Annotated in this window: 14 protein-coding genes; 8 read left to right on the top strand and 6 right to left on the bottom strand. The window is 48.5% G+C overall.

Annotation, left to right across the window (positions count from 1 at the left end):
- Positions 1-76: 76 nt before the first annotated feature.
- Together KQI_RS0116335 and KQI_RS0116330 are read left to right on the top strand one after the other, a co-directional pair.
- Positions 77-1,876 carry a M4 family metallopeptidase gene (locus tag KQI_RS0116335; protein ID WP_010347898.1) on the top strand — a complete coding sequence of 600 codons (1,800 nt, stop codon included), beginning with the start codon at positions 77-79 and terminating at the stop codon, positions 1,874-1,876.
- A gap of 421 nt (positions 1,877-2,297) precedes the next feature.
- Positions 2,298-4,100 carry a M4 family metallopeptidase gene (locus KQI_RS0116330; RefSeq protein WP_010347897.1) on the top strand — a complete coding sequence of 601 codons (1,803 nt, stop codon included), beginning with the start codon at positions 2,298-2,300 and terminating at the stop codon, positions 4,098-4,100.
- Between the two features lie 94 nt (positions 4,101-4,194).
- On the opposite strand, the gene KQI_RS0116325 is transcribed toward KQI_RS0116330, so the two are convergent.
- Positions 4,195-4,974 (bottom strand): WIAG-tail domain, encoded by a 780-nt coding sequence (locus KQI_RS0116325; protein WP_010347896.1) that lies wholly within the window; start codon positions 4,972-4,974, stop codon positions 4,195-4,197.
- 113 nt (positions 4,975-5,087) lie between these two features.
- The gene (locus KQI_RS0116320) at positions 5,088-6,251 is read right to left on the bottom strand and encodes a glycosyltransferase family 4 protein (RefSeq protein ID WP_010347895.1); all 1,164 of its coding nucleotides are present in this window, start codon (positions 6,249-6,251) and stop codon (positions 5,088-5,090) included.
- A gap of 208 nt (positions 6,252-6,459) precedes the next feature.
- Here KQI_RS0116320 and KQI_RS0116315 point away from each other — a divergent pair, with 208 nt between their 5' ends.
- Both KQI_RS0116315 and asd read left to right on the top strand, forming a co-directional pair.
- Complete coding sequence (locus KQI_RS0116315; protein WP_010347894.1) at positions 6,460-7,587, top strand: YheC/YheD family endospore coat-associated protein; 1,128 nt, start codon at positions 6,460-6,462, stop codon at positions 7,585-7,587.
- A gap of 87 nt (positions 7,588-7,674) precedes the next feature.
- On the top strand, positions 7,675-8,472 hold the full coding sequence (gene asd / locus KQI_RS0116310; RefSeq protein ID WP_010347893.1) for an archaetidylserine decarboxylase: 798 nt from the start codon (positions 7,675-7,677) through the stop codon (positions 8,470-8,472).
- A 173-nt stretch (positions 8,473-8,645) separates the two neighbouring features.
- Here the strand turns inward: asd and KQI_RS0116305 are convergent, their stop codons facing one another.
- Positions 8,646-9,431 carry a helix-turn-helix domain-containing protein gene (locus tag KQI_RS0116305; RefSeq protein WP_010347892.1) on the bottom strand — a complete coding sequence of 262 codons (786 nt, stop codon included), beginning with the start codon at positions 9,429-9,431 and terminating at the stop codon, positions 8,646-8,648.
- A gap of 381 nt (positions 9,432-9,812) precedes the next feature.
- Between KQI_RS0116305 and KQI_RS29330 the strand changes: the two genes are divergently transcribed.
- From KQI_RS29330 to KQI_RS0116290, 3 genes are all read left to right on the top strand, one after another.
- Entirely contained in the window at positions 9,813-10,148 is a 336-nt protein-coding gene (locus KQI_RS29330; RefSeq protein WP_010347890.1) for a PAS domain S-box protein, read from the top strand.
- Positions 10,149-10,223: 75 nt separating this feature from the next.
- The gene (locus KQI_RS29325) at positions 10,224-10,673 is read left to right on the top strand and encodes a methyl-accepting chemotaxis protein (protein ID WP_010347889.1); all 450 of its coding nucleotides are present in this window, start codon (positions 10,224-10,226) and stop codon (positions 10,671-10,673) included.
- A 103-nt stretch (positions 10,674-10,776) separates the two neighbouring features.
- Complete coding sequence (locus tag KQI_RS0116290) at positions 10,777-12,075, top strand: aminotransferase class I/II-fold pyridoxal phosphate-dependent enzyme (RefSeq protein ID WP_010347888.1); 1,299 nt, start codon at positions 10,777-10,779, stop codon at positions 12,073-12,075.
- Between the two features lie 104 nt (positions 12,076-12,179).
- Here the strand turns inward: KQI_RS0116290 and KQI_RS0116285 are convergent, their stop codons facing one another.
- Positions 12,180-13,457, bottom strand: coding sequence for an ATP-binding protein (locus tag KQI_RS0116285; protein ID WP_010347887.1), 1,278 nt, complete (start codon positions 13,455-13,457; stop codon positions 12,180-12,182).
- A gap of 205 nt (positions 13,458-13,662) precedes the next feature.
- Between KQI_RS0116285 and KQI_RS29035 the strand changes: the two genes are divergently transcribed.
- Positions 13,663-13,782: a hypothetical protein gene (locus KQI_RS29035; protein WP_010347886.1), complete on the top strand. Its 120-nt coding sequence runs from the start codon at positions 13,663-13,665 to the stop codon at positions 13,780-13,782.
- A 117-nt stretch (positions 13,783-13,899) separates the two neighbouring features.
- On the opposite strand, the gene KQI_RS0116270 is transcribed toward KQI_RS29035, so the two are convergent.
- The gene (locus KQI_RS0116270; RefSeq protein ID WP_010347885.1) at positions 13,900-15,123 is read right to left on the bottom strand and encodes an ABC transporter permease; all 1,224 of its coding nucleotides are present in this window, start codon (positions 15,121-15,123) and stop codon (positions 13,900-13,902) included.
- Positions 15,124-15,125: 2 nt separating this feature from the next.
- On the bottom strand, positions 15,126-15,872 hold the full coding sequence (locus tag KQI_RS0116265; RefSeq protein WP_010347884.1) for an ABC transporter ATP-binding protein: 747 nt from the start codon (positions 15,870-15,872) through the stop codon (positions 15,126-15,128).
- Position 15,873 lies beyond the last annotated feature (1 nt).

Here is a 15,873-nt window from a genome sequence, read left to right as displayed (position 1 = left end):
CATAGATGGCGACCATGCCTAAATAAAATCAGGATACGGTTGATCCTGAACTACACACTTGGGAGAGTGATTTTTAATGAAAAAAGTATGGGTTTCACTTCTTGGAGGTGCGATGTTATTAGGGGCTGTAGCACCAGGTGCATCAGCAGCAGAACATTCTGTTCCTGATCCTACTCAGCTAACACCGACTTTTCACGCTGAACAATGGAAGGCTCCTTCCTCGGTAACCGGCGACAATATTGTATGGAGCTATTTGAATCGACAAAAGAAAACCTTATTGAATACAGACAACACCAGTGTCCGTGATCAGTTCCGCATCATTGATCGCACGAGCGACAAATCCGGTGCAAGCCATTATCGGCTCAAGCAGTATGTAAACGGGATTCCCGTATATGGGGCTGAACAAACCATTCATGTGAACAACGCCGGTAAAGTAACCTCTTATTTGGGGGCTGTCATTTCAGAGGATCAACAGCAAGACGCGACTGAAGATACCACTCCAAAAATCAGCGCTACTGAAGCCGTTTATACCGCATATGCAGAAGCCGCTGCCCGAATTCAATCTTTCCCATCCATCCATGATAGCCTTTCTGAGGCTAGTGAGAATCAAGTCAGTGAGCATCAAGTCAGTGTAAGTAATGATACTTACGCAGTGACAGATAACAATGTACTTTCAACCCCCACTAACCAAAGCAAACTACGTCTGGAGGACTCGAACGAGCTGAAAGATAGTCAGATGGAGACGGTAGAAGCAGAAAGCTCCATTGCCAAAATTGCTGATCTGGAGCCAAGTGTAGAACCCAAAGCAGAATTATACATCTATCCTGATGGTGAGACTACGCGGCTGGTTTATGTAACAGAGGTTAATATTCTTGAACCTGCGCCTTTGCGCACACGCTACTTCATTGATGCGAAAAACGGAAAAATCGTATTCCAGTATGATATCCTCAACCACGCGACAGGTACCGGCCGCGGTGTGGACGGTGTAACCAAATCGTTCACGACTACTGCCTCAGGCAATGGATATCAGTTGAAAGACACAACACGCAGTAATGGGATTGTAACTTACACCGCCAATAATCGCCAGACAACTCCGGGTACGATTATGACGGATGCAGATAATGTATGGAATGATCCTGCGGCTGTAGATGCCCATGCTTACGCTATTAAAACCTATGACTATTACAAAAATAAATTCGGTCGCGACAGTATTGATGGACGTGGTATGCAAATTCGCTCGACCGTCCATTACGGTAAGAAATACGTCAACGCCTTCTGGAATGGTTCCCAAATGACTTACGGAGACGGGGACGGGTCCACATTTACCTTCTTCAGCGGTGATCCCGATGTCGTAGGACATGAACTCACCCACGGTGTTACAGAGTTCACCTCTAATTTGGAGTATTATGGCGAATCAGGCGCACTGAATGAAGCCTTCTCGGATATTATCGGCAACGATATTGACGGCGCCAACTGGCTCCTTGGCGATGGCATTTATACGCCGGGCATTCCAGGCGACGCTCTGCGTTCCCTGTCCGATCCTACACGCTTTGGCCAGCCGGATCATTATTCCAATTTCTACCCGGACCCTAACAATGATGATGAAGGCGGAGTCCATACGAATAGCGGTATTATTAACAAAGCCTATTATTTGCTGGCACAGGGTGGTACGTCCCATGGTGTAAAGGTAACCGGTATCGGACGCGAAGCGGCTGTATTCATTTACTATAATGCCTTTACCAACTATTTGACCTCTACCTCCAACTTCTCTAACGCACGCGCTGCTGTTATACAGGCAGCCAAGGACTTCTATGGTGCTGATTCGCTAGCCGTAACCAGCGCTATTAAATCCTTTGATGCGGTAGGAATCAAATAAATGATATCCTGTGTTCCTCGCAATTGCTCCACATCCAAGAGATTAGACACCTGCTACACAGCCCTCATTTGATCCTACTCGAAAGCAGTCAAAAAAATGGGGGTGCAGTGCAAGTCTGCACCCCTTCCCCCTATATCTAGGGCAATCTCTTCAAGGATTGCCCCTTTTTTCTATACCTAAAATGGCTATGCGAGAGTTAGCCCAACTCGTATTTTTCGATATATTTCGATCGGATACGACATTTCCATTAACATTTTGGGACTAATGAATCATTTTGGTTTATTTTGTAAAACAAATCTTCTCGTTCGACATTCTCTGTGCTAATATCAGAGCCGAGACATGCAAGACCTACATACATGGCGCAACACCTATTCAAACCGGATATTTTTATCCCACATTATCTAGGGAGAGTGAGTCTTACATGAACAAGGTATGGGTTTCACTTCTTGGAGCAGCGATGTTATTAGGTGCTGCCGCTCCTGGAGCCTCCGCAGCTGAAAATGCTGTTCCCGCTCCAACTCAATTTGCACCAACATTTCAAACGGTAAGCTGGAAGTCTCCATCATCGGTGACTGGTGACGACCTAGTCTGGAGCTTTTTGAATCGACAACAGAAAACGTTAATGAGCTTGGACAATATCAACAACGGCACCAGTGTCCGTAAGCAATTTCGCATCATGGATCGAACCACTGACAAATTTGGCACAACGCATTATCGGCTCAAACAGTATGTGGACGGAATTCCCGTATTTGGAGCCGAACAAACAATCCATGTGAACAAGTCCGGTAAAATCACCTCTTATTTGGGAGCTGTCATTTCAGAGGATCAGCAAGCTGACGCTAAAGAAAACACAACTCTAAAAATCAGCGCTACTGAGGCCGTATATACCGCGTATGAAGATGCAGCTACACGGATTCAGTCGCTTTCTTCCTCCGTCAATACTGTTTCTGAACCTATCGAGAACACAAGTAATGTAAGTAAAGACACTTATGGAAAAGCATCTAACAATGAATTATCGATTTCAATTGATAACGATACATTGGAGCTGGAAAAAGCAGCTGAGCTGAAGAACAGCAAATTGGAAGTGGCAGAGCCTTCATCCTCATCTATTGCCAAAATCGCCAATCTGGAACCGAGCGTAGACCCTACAGCAGAGTTGTATATCTATCCCGATGGAGACTCAACTCGTCTCGTTTATGTAACTGAAGTTAACATTTTGCAGCCTACTTTACTGCGCACACGTTACTTCATTGACGCTAATGACGGAAAAATCGTATACAAATATGACATCCTTAACGAAGTCATTGGCAAAGGACGCGGTGTATTTGGCGATACCAAAACATTTGAAACCACCGCTTCGGGCAAGAAATACCAGCTAAAGGATACTACCCGTGGCAAAGGCATTTTAACTTATAACGTTCACAACACCGAGACGCTTCCCGGCACCCTGTATACAGACTCAGATAACGTATGGGAAGATCCGGCTGCTGTAGATGCCCATGCTTACGCGATTCGCACTTATGATTATTTCAAAGATAGATTTGGGCGTGACAGCATTGACGGGCATGGCATGGCCATCGCCTCGGCCGTCCATTACGGTCCAAAGAACTACAATAATGCCCACTGGGGCGGAACGCATATGCTCTACGGGGATGGAGACGGCACATTGTTTGCCCCTTTCAGCAGCGACCTTGAAATTGTCGCCCATGAGCTGACACACGGTGTAACCGAGCATACATCCGGGCTGGTATATTTCGGTGAACCTGCTGCCCTGAGCGAAGCCATCTCGGATATTATCGGCAATGACATCGATCGTACCAATTGGGATTTTGGCAAAGTCGCTTATACACCTAACATTAAGGGTGACGCCATCCGCTCCCTTTCCGATCCGGTCAAGTACGGTCAAGTAGATCACTACAGCAATTTTTATCCTGACCCCAATAACGAGGATTATGGCGGGGCCCACATCAATAGCGGTATTATTAATAAAGCCTACTATCTACTGGCACAGGGCGGGACCTTCCATGGAATCAAGGTAGATGGAATCGGACGTGATGCTGCCGTCTATATCTACTATAATGCCTTTACTAACTATTTGACTTCGACCTCTAACTTCTCCACCACGCGTGCTGCCGTTATTCAGGCGGCCAAGGATAGCTACGGTGAGGATTCAATAGCGGTAACCTCTGCCATTAAGTCCTTTGATGCTGTAGGTATAAAATAAGCTTGTTGGACACATCCCCTCAGATATTACAAGTTTACCCCCTCCCTCCTTATATATACGGCGTTCCCACAGCGGGACGCCTTTTTCTCTGCCTTCAATATCCCATCGCGATCCACAGGATCACTCCTTCACATGTCGGACCCGAGTGTTCGCGTTCCACAGTAAGTACCGCTGAATGCCTCTGACGTTTGGTAACAGCTACCATCACCCCCGGCACACTTGCATTGGCTGTGACTACATATCGGGTATTTATAAATGGCTTTTTGAACACAATGCTCACTTCGTCCCTGTCCGTTGCGGCGGGCAGGTAAAAAGGAATGCTGCCAAATTGAGACGAAGCCCTCTCTGGATCAGAAGCCTCGTCACAGGCTGATAATCCGTCTTGAATTGCATCCACTCTCAAATGTTCGTCAGCGTGGATATCTGGACCGGCATCTTCCCCGGGCAAGACCATTCGCTGCTTGGAGCGATGTTTTCCTTCTGCAATGTGGATACTGGTAATGGAGCAATCGAGTAACGATTCTTGCTCAGCCTGACCTTCTGTCGTGATCGATGGAAGGTCGTTATCCGTCTCGATTTCCGTATCCGAATCAGGTACAGACAACAGCAATACAGATGCCCGATTCATCAGCATCGCTTCCTCCAGCGTCTTGGGCAGCTTATGTTTCTTCCTGACCACTTCTTCAACAGTTTGAACCGAGGGTTCCGTTTCTACGGATGCGGGTTCTGCTGACCCTCCACGCTGTATCGGTCTATGAGTGCCAGAAGTCGAAGCCGTTTTATCCTTGCTTACACGGGGGGAGGGGGCTGCATCGGGAAGGTTACGCCGCACTGTTTTTTTATCCTTATGACCATGGTTCGTACGATGATTCATAGTGACCGCTCCTTTAGCACAGGAGTGAACCAGCGGTCGCTCCGCTTCATTCACCCGGCTGGGAATCATGGCTAATGCCTATAAGTTAGCCTATGCACATAAAGGCGCCCACGTCACTCGGTTACACAATCCAGCATAATTTGCGCCCATCGCTGTGCTGAATGCTGCCATAAGAACCGTCTCCGCACCTCACCAAGCCCGGCTTCTCCCATCCGCCGCCGCAAATCCGTCTGCCGAAGCAGTCCGATGATGGCCGCAGCCATTTCCCGCTCTCCGGGGGATGGATCAACAAGCCAGCCCGTCTCGCCGTGTTGTACAACCTCCGGAATGCCGCCAATACGGGAAGCAACCACGGGCATTTCTGCCGCCATAGCTTCCAGATTGACCAGCCCGAAGGCTTCATCCTCCACCGAAGGAACGACCGTCACGTCGGCCAGCTGATATAACGAGGCCAACGCCGGATGGGGAACATAGTCCAGAAATTGGACGTGCTTTCCCAATCTTAATTTACGCATCTGCCGATGCAACGAAGCCGTGTACGGTGTGAGACGGTTGTGACCGTAAAAGGCGCTGCCTGCAATGAGCAGCAGCACATCCGGGCACGTGCGGACGACTCGGCGCAGGGTCTTGAGCAGCCGGTGAACCCCCTTCCCCGGCATCAATCTGCCTGCGTATAGCACGATTCGTCGGCCTGACCAGCCGAAATCGTCCAATCGCGCCGCTCTGACCGCTTCTCCTACCGGGGTCCAGCGTGGCAGAAAATCACCGGGGTGAGCACCCAGGCTGTTTACGACGATACGTTCCCTAACAACAGCAGGACTATTGGCGGCGACGATGGCCCCCAAATAGGCGCTGTTCACGACGATCCGATCGAGCGGCAGCAGCAGTCTGCCTACGTCTTCTTGTTTGAGATGGGGCTCGCGGATAAAGGTGGTCGAATGCAAGGTCAGCACCACTCGGCTATCAGGCAAAGCCGCGCGAATGGCATACGCAGCAGTCGGGCGGTTGTGTACATCTACGACTGCAGGTGACCATCTCTTCAAGTCAGCAATGACCTCGGGAATATAGCCTGCCCCTTGCGTATAACGCATGCATGGGACACCGTCCACGTCTCCATGGTCCGGTGTCTCTGCTCCCTTGATCCCATAGATCTGTGCCTGAAGCACATGACTGGCCAGTGGAACCATACAGGCAATAACCCGCTCCACAGAGCTGCTGCGGGACGAAGGTATAACAAAAGAGCCCGGTGTAACGACCGCTACCTTGGGCCTCTGCATCCATCCTTCACCTACTTCCCTCTCTTATTCCAACACCCTTCAACACTCATCTGGTATCATATCGTCTCCTTCTCTGAAAGGTGCCTGATTTCTCACTTTGGGCATACCGCAAGGCTAACGTCCATGCCTGGCCAATCATTGATACATATGATGGACTAGAATTACAGTATGGTCAGTTGGAGTGACTATAAGGAGGGCGGACATACTCATGTTGCATGTCGGCGTCATGCTCAACCCGGTAACCTACCGGGGCATTCCCGCCATGAAGACGCGATATGAATCCATCGCCAATTACGAGGACGCCGGGTTAAGCTATGAGCTCATCCCTTGCTTTCTTCGTCTGGAGAATATTCATATAATGACTCGAACATGCCGGGCTTTTGTTAAACACGGCAACGAGTATCGGCAGATGATTCTTCCGTTGCCGCCAGTCATCCACAATCGAACTCTTTATCGGCATAATGAAAATGCCAGCGATATCAATAGGCTGGTACAAAAGGGAATCTATATTTTTAATGAACAAAACCGTTTCCGCAAGGACCATATACACGCGATTTTGCAGGAAGACCCGTTGCTACGCCCCCACCTCCCCAAAACATTGCAAGGCAACCTGTCTTCAATCCATTCTCTGATGGAGCAAACCGGTGATGTTGTAATTAAGCCCAGCAGCGGTAGTGTTGGCAGAGGAATTATGCGTCTGCGGCATTCCCGTGGGCATTGGACCCTGCAATGTGCTCATCCCGCTAGACCTGAGCGCTGGTCCACGCTACGCTTACATGTCGGAGAACTGCCTTTATTTCTGCACAAGCGACTGCTGCATGTGCCTCACATCGTACAGGAAACCATACCGCTTGCTTTGTACGACAATCGTCCCTTTGATATCCGTGTGACCGTTCAGCGTGGATATGGCGGCATCTGGGGGGTGACAGGCATGTTTGCCAAAATTGCCCCTTCCCACACCTTTGTATCCAATGTGGCACAGGGCGGTACAGCCCGTTCTTTACCGCAGGTGTTGTCACAGGCACAGGCGGCTCAAACCTCGAATATAGCCCGTTTGCTGAATGAACTGGAGAGACTCTCATTACAAATCGTTCACCGACTGGCACAGAGCCTTCCCCGTCTCGCTGACGTCGGTTTGGATCTGGGAATCACCCAAGAGGGCAACATTTTTTTTATCGAGTGCAACGGTCGCGACCAGCGCTACGGCTTCAGGCAGGCAGGCATGAACAATGTCTGGAAAGAAACGTACACTCAGCCAATGGCTTACGCCCGTTGGCTTCTGGAACGGATGCCTTCAGCAGACACCGAACGTTCACCGGGCCGTCCACTGTATTGATTTACGTCACATTCTGTGTCAATATAATTCAGAGCGGCCGGACAGGTTCCGGCCAAGACAGCTCGGAAATGAACAGGGGGATCTGAAATGGCAAAACAATGGCTGCGGCTCATGACGGAGCTATCATCGCGCAAGTGGGTGTGCCGGATTGTGGGCTCCTTCGCGCAAAGCGGTGCAAGCCGACTTTTTATCCCCACCTTTATACGTACGTACCAGATCCAGACGCATGAGGCGGAACAGGAATGGAAAGCATACCGTTCTCTGAACGCCTATTTTACACGCAAATTGAAAGCGGGCATGCGCCCGATTGATACGAACGCCGAGGTGATGACCAGTCCGGTGGATGCACGGATTACTTTTACTGGACCAATTACGTCTGGCACTCTTTTGAATGTCAAAGGACAGGATTATACGCTGGATGAGCTGCTTAACCGCTCGCCGCGTCTTGAAAAGTACACACACGGCTATGCTTATGTGCTCTACCTCAGCCCGACGGATTATCATCGTATTCATGCGCCGGTATCCGGTACTTTGGTAGAGAAGGAGCATCTGCGCGGCAAGGTATACCCCGTAAATGACTTCGGTTTGCAGCATATGAGGGGAGTTCTTAGCCGTAATGAACGACAGATTACGTACATTGCCCACGAATACGGTGAGGTGGCCCTCGTCAAAGTTGGCGCGATGAACGTGAGCAGTATCAAGTATACGGATGATCAAGCCGTTTCATGGAAAAAAGGCGACGATCTCGCTTATTTCGAATTTGGATCAACTGTCGTTCTATTGACTGAAAATGGGACGTTTGAACCAGACCCTGCGTTGAAGCTGGGCGATGTGGTAAAAATGGGACAACGTCTTGGTTGCTTCCGCCATGATGCTAAAGCGTAACCGGGTTTACCGCCAGTGCGTTGCAGCTACCCATACAAAAAGGACCCGGCAATTACTGCCTGAGTCCTTTTTGTGTTATCTTTTTATTTCAGGATTTTGCAAAATCCTCATTTGTAAATTGATAGCACTCAAATAATGCCCAAATCTGAAACAGCTCGTCCACCGTCATGGCTCTACCTGATCTCGGACGGACTTTTCCCTGTATACTGCTTGAATTGACGGCTGAAGAAAAAGATATCACGGTATCCCAAAGCCTCTGCCACCTCGGTCACATTCATTCCGGCATGCAGCAAAAGATGCTGCGCACGCTCAATCCGCATACTGATAATATGAGATTGCGCGGAAACGCCCAGCAGTTCCTTGAATTTAATTGAAAAATAACGAGGCGACAGCCCTGCCCGTGCTGCCAAATCCTCGACACGATGAGGAAGCCCCGGATGCTGACGCACATAGTTGGCTGTTTCCCGAATGACCTCGGTAAGCTGGTTGCTAGCCTGCTGCTCCTGCGGCTCCTTACGGTCGGCACGCAGCAGATGAATCATCAATTGCTTCAGGATCAGCCTGCCTTCCTCCTCAGCTCCATAAGCACGCTCCAAGCGCAGACGGACATATCTGGCAAGCATATGCTCCACCTCGAACGTTTCCTCCAGCATACGGTAGCTTGCTGGGATGAGCTTCGGCTGCTCGGAAAGATCAAAATGAATATAAGTAAGTATAAGCGGCTTTTGCGGGTTATGTGTGGCACGGGTATCATCCCCGGGCTTGAACAGGAAGCAGCTGCCTTTGCTCACCGAATAGGCTTCCCCGTTTAATTCAACCGTCCCTTCTCCGCTCCATACATAAAATAAATCATAGTTTGGCATCGGCTTTTCACGCACCTGCCATTTCCAGCCCGGCTCGCATACAATTTTGGCAAAGGCGGGCAGCAGGATAAACGATGACGCAGACATATCCAGCAACATCTGCACCTCCTTTTGCTATTCTTTGGATGTTCTCTATCCCGTTAAATAATAATATAAGCGCAGCGCCGCCAATACGCAAAAATGTACAAAAGGAACTTGCCGAACTGCGCGAGAGCTTGATAAAATATAGCGGTCGTTAAGTGCTTTTTTAGTGTCCTTGAACATTCAGGCATTGCGCCGCATGGATCCGTCAAGGGGCTCGCTAGCAACAGCTCAGCGGCTAATCTTTGACGAGCGGGTTCTTCCCGCATACCACTACTCTCTCCGAATCTTAGGAGGGCTGGCACCGTCTGGAGCAGGATTGCAAAGAACAGCAGCGCAGACAACATTTGTACATCAAAAATCAGGTACTGGTACCTCAAGGAGAGTGTAGTATTCATGCAAGACAAAGACACAACTGATCAACGATTGGCTGTTTTATCAACCATTCAAAACAATTTAGGCATGATCATGTTTGACACGCAAGGACAAGTCACTTGGTCCAATGAACTTTTCGCTAGTGCAATGGGATATAAGGTTGATGAAATTGTTGGTATTCATCACAGCAAGCTTTGCTTGCAAGAATTTGTATCCAGTCATGCGTATGCTGACTTATGGAGTAATTTGCGTCAAGGAAGAGCCTTTCAAGATAAAATTGTACGGGTTACAAAAGATGGAAGAAAGTTAACACTAGAGGCAACTTATATGCCTATCCTTAAAGAAGATCATGTCTAAGCAGTCATCAAGATAGCAACTGACATCACGAAACGCGAAACCGTTCTTCAGGAAAGTACGGCAGAGCTGATAGCAATGGTGGAGGAAATGACTGCTAACACTGATGAGGTATTGGAAGCTTCGAAGCTGATTGTAGACCATATGGCAAAGTTGAATACGGAATCTGCAGTAGTCAGAGATCAGCTCAAAAGTATCCAATCAGTCACTAGTGTGGTCAAGGATATTGCTTCTCAATCTCATTTGCTAGGTTTGAATGCCGCCATTGAAGCTGCCCGAGCCGGTGAACAGGGACGTGGCTTTGAGGTGGTCGCCAATGAAGTTAGAAAAATGGCTGACTCCAGCAAACTATCCGCAGAAGACATCTTCATTCAAATAAATGAAATTGCAAAAGCAATGTCGTCGATGATGCAAAAAATTGAAGATATCACGGATCAGATTTCCAACAATTCGGATGCTATGAGTGAATTAAAAAAAGCCTATGATCATATCGCTACTACCACAGAAAATTTGGCATCCTCAATTTAAGTCGCTTACTTTCAGTTACGTCCCCTTAATGCTTTTGCGTGACGCTTACCGAGTGTAATGCTATAATATGTAATCAAAATGACTTGGAAGGATGGAAACGGGAATGAATCCACTGGTAGCACAGTTAAACCAAAATATTCAGACAGGCAACGAGCATGTATATCAAATGCTATCCCTTTTAGGCAAAGAAATATATTTTCCAAAAGAAGGAATTTTGAGCCAATCTGCCGAAGCCGGAAAAATGGCCAAAAAATATAATGCTACGATCGGTATTGCTATTGAAGGCAATGGTCCTATGCATTTGCAGGTTATTCAGGAAAAGCTGTCTGCTTACAGTCCCAAGGATCTATATCCTTATGCTCCCCCTGCGGGCAAGCCTGAACTGCGTAGCGTATGGCGCGATAAAATGCTGAAGGAAAACCCTTCGCTGGCTGGAAAAGGCTTCGGCCTTCCCGTAGTTACGAACGCGCTGACCCACGGTTTGAGTATCGTTGCCGACCTGTTCACAGATGAAGGCGATGCCGTCATTTATCCGGACAAAAACTGGGAAAATTATGAGCTGACATTCGGCATTCGCCGTCATGGACGCTTGGTGAATTTCCCGTTGTTCACGGAGGACAACCGTTTTAATAGTGAGGGGTTGCGTGATGCGCTGCTCGCGCAAAAAGAGTACGGCAAAGCAATCGTTATACTGAACTTCCCGAACAATCCAACTGGCTATACACCGGGCGCCGAAGAGGGCAAAGCAATTGTGTCTGCCATTCAGGAAGCAGCAGAGGCAGGCATCAATGTTGTGGTGGTGACAGACGATGCTTATTTTGGTCTGTTCTTCGAGGACTCCCTGCATGAATCGCTATTTGGTCAGTTAGCTGGACTTCATCCGAGAATTTTACCAGTCAAAGTCGACGGAGCCACCAAAGAAGAATACGTTTGGGGTTTCCGTGTCGGATTTATTACCTTTGCTTCCGAGAACCAGGATGTACTGAACGCACTGGAGCAAAAAGTACTGGGGATTATACGGGCAACGATTTCGAGCGGCCCTCACCCGTCCCAAACCTTCGTACTGGATGCCCTCAAATCTCCTGATTTTGAGCAGCAAAAGCAAGAAAAGTTCCAAATTATGAAGGGACGGGCTAATAAAGTCAAAGCATTGCTGGATAGCGGAAAATACGGAGATGTTTGGAGCTATTATCCTTTCAATTCAGGTTATTTCATGTGTCTCAAGCTGAACGGCTTGTCCGCCGAGCGGCTGCGTACACATTTGCTGGAGCAATATGGAGTTGGAACGATTGCGCTGGGTGAGCACGACCTCCGAGTCGCGTTCTCCTGCATCGAGGAAGAATATCTGGAAGACTTGTATGATATTATTTACCGCGGTGCACAGGATTTGTTAAACGCATAACAATAGTAGGTTAAGTGTACAACTTAATGAAGCGGTATGCCGAATGTAGCGGTATACCGCTTTTTGGGGTCTGCTGAGTGCTTGTCATCACACTTTGGGACAGATTATCCTTCAGCAGCGAGCAAGGATTCCTGTGCCAGCGGCAGCAGGATGGTCACCTCAGTCCCTACTCCCGGCTCACTCTCATAGCGTATACTCCCGTCCATTGCTTCAATGATTCGAAAGGAGACAGCCATTCCCAGACCCGTTCCTACCTCTTTTGTCGAAAAAAACAGAGTGCCCACTCGCTCCAGATGCTCCTGGCTCATGCCTTTGCCATTATCCCTAATATTCAGACACGCCTTCTCTTCCTGAATTGCCAGCGTTATGTATACCCTGCCTCCATCTTCCGCAGCCTCAATTGCATTTTTCGTCACATGTACTAACGCCTGTAACAGCTGGTTACGATCCGTATGTACGTATATTTCATTCCTCAGCTCTGTGTACAGTCTTACCCCTTGCTTGGTTGCCATCGGCTTTAGAAGCAGAACAATCTGTTGCACCATGCCTGATAGATCCATCAACTCTGTTTTGCCAATCTGCGGCCTGGATAAGTTCAGATAGTCGCTAATAATTCTTTCAGCCCGATCTACCTCTACCAGAGCCAAAGCAATATACCTGCGATTTTTTCCTTCCAGCCCTGACTGAACCATTTGCAGGAACCCTTTAACGACGGTCAACGGATTGCGTACTTCATGGGCCATAGAAGCCGCCAGTTCACCTAACGTATTGATGCGCTCGGCATGTCGAATCTTTTTTCTCATTTCTTCCCGTTCCAGACTAAACTCCATCCAGAATGAAGAGGCTCCAACACTTAAGAATTGAATCACACCAAACCCGAAAATGATCTTGATCAGTTCTATTTCATCCTTATCCAGCTTGCCATTAGCCCAGGAATGTATCAGAAGAATGATCAGCATAACCATGCTGGCCCATATACTCATCAGCATATTCATGCCTACCCGTAAAAACATACCCTTGAGCTGCATAAACCTTTTTCTCACCAAGAGAGGACCCAGATAACACAAAATCATGCTGAGAAGCCCCACTTGAATCGACTCAGGACCTACATATATACGAGCTAACACCATCACTGTTATATTCAGCAATCCTGCCTTTGGGCCAAAATACAGCACGGACAGAATCAAAGGAACATAGCGGAGATCCCAGTATAAGCCATACCAAATGTACGCAAAAGTAAGGCACAGCACAGAAGACACGCCCAGCACCCCTCCCATAAGCAACGGGGCATGTTTCATATGTCGATGATCCGACAAAGCACTATATACCAGCAACGGTACAAACACAAGAAATATGTTTACGAGCAGCTTATCTACCAGCATCTCGTCTTTCCCACTTTCCAAGTGATAATGACTACATACTTCTTCTATTCTCGCTAATGCGTGTCTTTTCCTTTCGATACTCCCGTATCTGATAAAAAATATAAGGCGATTCGGCAACCTATCCGAACATTGGCCCACGCCATCCGGGAAGCCGCCTCATAAGATACGGGGTATCCTTTATCACAATGTCGAGAGGAGAATGGGCATGGGAGCAGAAGAAACAAGAGGCGGTTACGGTGGTTACGGCGGCGCATTCACAAGCACAGGAACCATTTTGGTATTGTTCATTTTATTAGTTATCATCAGTAAAACGTTCTTCATTTAAGCAAACGGGGTATCTGCACCCACGGCTAACGATAGCAGCAACCGCGCGAAAAAGGCTAATTCGCAACAGCCCCCTGCTGCTTGTGAATTAGCCTTTTCTTTGTTCATTTGGATTAGATCACACTTCTTCCTCATCTTGTCCGTCCAAACGCCATTTTTTCGCCTGTGTTCCCCTAATCAGAAACACCACAACAACCCCACCAACCAGCGTAAGCAGCGTAGACAGTAAATCCTCAGTTCCTTTTGCCAGAAAAGGAAGCCACAGGACTACGGCAGCGGGCAACGTCAATCGGACGACAAAGTCCAGAAAAGACGCGCGGCGTTGATGTACAGGGATCGGATATAGCTGAAGCCACAACGAATCCTTGTGATACTGCCTGAGCGAAGTGATTTGTACGCCAATGAGAAATATAAAAAATAAATACACCGCAATGCCAATCCAGCTCGTATGGGTGATATATATAATTAACAGACCCAGCAACCCTAGCCGAATGACAATACCCGCAGGTTCTGTACGTAAAAACGTCTTGAACAGCAGATAGCGATACGCTCCCTTTCTATCCCACGGTATATTCCCTCCCAGCCAGGAGAGCCAGCGGCGCGGAGTCACTCTCTGCGTAAGGGCAGGTACATCGACGAACCAGCCCAACGTGCGCATCACCCGAGCGGCCTGCATGCTTTCTGTCCGAATCAGTTTTTCCCAAGCTACTAACAGCTTGACCGGAAAACGCAGGACAAACACGTAGACCACGCTGACCAATACGATAAACGGCAAGCTGCGCAGCGGAGGCTGCCACAACCATGCGGCTACCATCAGCGCTGCCAGCGCCCATCGAAGCAGACGATAGCCAAAGCTTGCGCCCACCGATACCATGCGAAGCTCCTGCCAGCCGCCATAGCTGAACAGCAGCTTCAACAGCACAAATAGCAGCAGGGTCAACAGCAACGGCTTAGGTGCAACATCGCTGCGAATATACAGGGGCCACGCAATAATCGATAACAGCAGCAGACCGAATATTTTATACACCACACCCCGAATGCGGCTGGCCTTAAAATAATGCTGCATCGCATATTCCTGCGGACGCAGGAAGACAATATCCGCCGTGTTCAGATACGTACGAAAGCTCGCATGAGCAATCGGAATAGCTACAATCAGCATGATCCAGCGGATGGGCAAATCCGGTGGAGTATGCATCAGCAGCGACGTGTACCATGCAGCAAAAGCAATCAGCGCAAAGCCGAACACCACTGCCAGTCCGCTCTGAATGACATAGCCCAGATAAGGCAGCACCTGTCCCCAGAACGCAACACGTCTTTCTTTATGCAAACGTTGCAAGTCCATACTCATTCCCTGCCCTGTACCAGCTCATAAAATGCATCTTCCAGCGGCATGCCCGGCTTACCCGCCTGTGCTGTCACTTCTTCCAGCGTACCCTGCGCAATGATGGCACCCTGATGAAGCACAATGAAACGATCACAATAATTTTCAATCGTGGACAAAATATGAGAACTAAGTAAAATGGATGAGCCTAAACGCTTCATTTCCAGCATAAAGTCAAGCAGGGAACGAATACCCAGCGGGTCCAGGCCCAAAAATGGCTCATCAATAACATACAATGGCGGTCCCGCCAAAAATGCGCACATAATCATGACTTTCTGACGCATCCCTTTGGAAAGATGCATGGACATGCTTCCGCTCTTGTCCCGCATACGGAACAGATCCAGCATCTGATTACTACGTGTGCGGAAATCCGCTTCACTGACTCCGTAAGCCCTGGCGGTGAACTCCATATGCTCCATCACTGTCATTTCAGGATACAGCTCTGGAGATTCGGGTACAAAAGCAATGGCTCCCTGATATTGCTCAGGATTCTCCTCCTGCTTATGTCCCTGCACGCGAATTTCTCCGGCCTGCGGTGTCATTAGGCCCAAAATATGCTTCATGGTCGTACTTTTCCCGGCCCCGTTCAGACCGATCAGTCCCACCATTTCGCCCGGCTTCACATCAAGCGAAATCTGATGCAGCACCGGACGCTTGGCACTGTATCCGCCAGTCAATCCGTTAATTTGCAATACAGGCTGTTGTTCCATG

It is taken from the genome of Paenibacillus peoriae KCTC 3763 (genome assembly GCF_000236805.1).
Lineage (GTDB): Bacteria > Bacillota > Bacilli > Paenibacillales > Paenibacillaceae > Paenibacillus > Paenibacillus peoriae.
Note: the sequence above shows the minus strand (reverse complement) of the source record. Positions and strands in the feature narration are given on the sequence as shown.

Bases quoted from the DNA above. Each gene is read 5' to 3' on its own strand.
- KQI_RS0116335 (WP_010347898.1), top strand. From the start codon at position 77: ATGAAAAAAGTATGGGTTTCACTTCTTGGAGGTGCGATGTTATTAGGG.
- KQI_RS0116330 (WP_010347897.1), top strand. From the start codon at position 2,298: ATGAACAAGGTATGGGTTTCACTTCTTGGAGCAGCGATGTTATTAGGT.
- KQI_RS0116325 (WP_010347896.1), bottom strand. From the start codon at position 4,974: ATGAATCATCGTACGAACCATGGTCATAAGGATAAAAAAACAGTGCGG.
- KQI_RS0116320 (WP_010347895.1), bottom strand. From the start codon at position 6,251: ATGCAGAGGCCCAAGGTAGCGGTCGTTACACCGGGCTCTTTTGTTATA.
- KQI_RS0116315 (WP_010347894.1), top strand. From the start codon at position 6,460: ATGTTGCATGTCGGCGTCATGCTCAACCCGGTAACCTACCGGGGCATT.
- asd (WP_010347893.1), top strand. From the start codon at position 7,675: ATGGCAAAACAATGGCTGCGGCTCATGACGGAGCTATCATCGCGCAAG.
- KQI_RS29330 (WP_010347890.1), top strand. From the start codon at position 9,813: ATGCAAGACAAAGACACAACTGATCAACGATTGGCTGTTTTATCAACC.
- KQI_RS29325 (WP_010347889.1), top strand. From the start codon at position 10,224: ATGGTGGAGGAAATGACTGCTAACACTGATGAGGTATTGGAAGCTTCG.
- KQI_RS0116290 (WP_010347888.1), top strand. From the start codon at position 10,777: ATGAATCCACTGGTAGCACAGTTAAACCAAAATATTCAGACAGGCAAC.
- KQI_RS0116285 (WP_010347887.1), bottom strand. From the start codon at position 13,457: ATGCTGGTAGATAAGCTGCTCGTAAACATATTTCTTGTGTTTGTACCG.
- KQI_RS29035 (WP_010347886.1), top strand. From the start codon at position 13,663: ATGGGAGCAGAAGAAACAAGAGGCGGTTACGGTGGTTACGGCGGCGCA.
- KQI_RS0116270 (WP_010347885.1), bottom strand. From the start codon at position 15,123: ATGGACTTGCAACGTTTGCATAAAGAAAGACGTGTTGCGTTCTGGGGA.
- KQI_RS0116265 (WP_010347884.1), bottom strand. From the start codon at position 15,872: ATGGAACAACAGCCTGTATTGCAAATTAACGGATTGACTGGCGGATAC.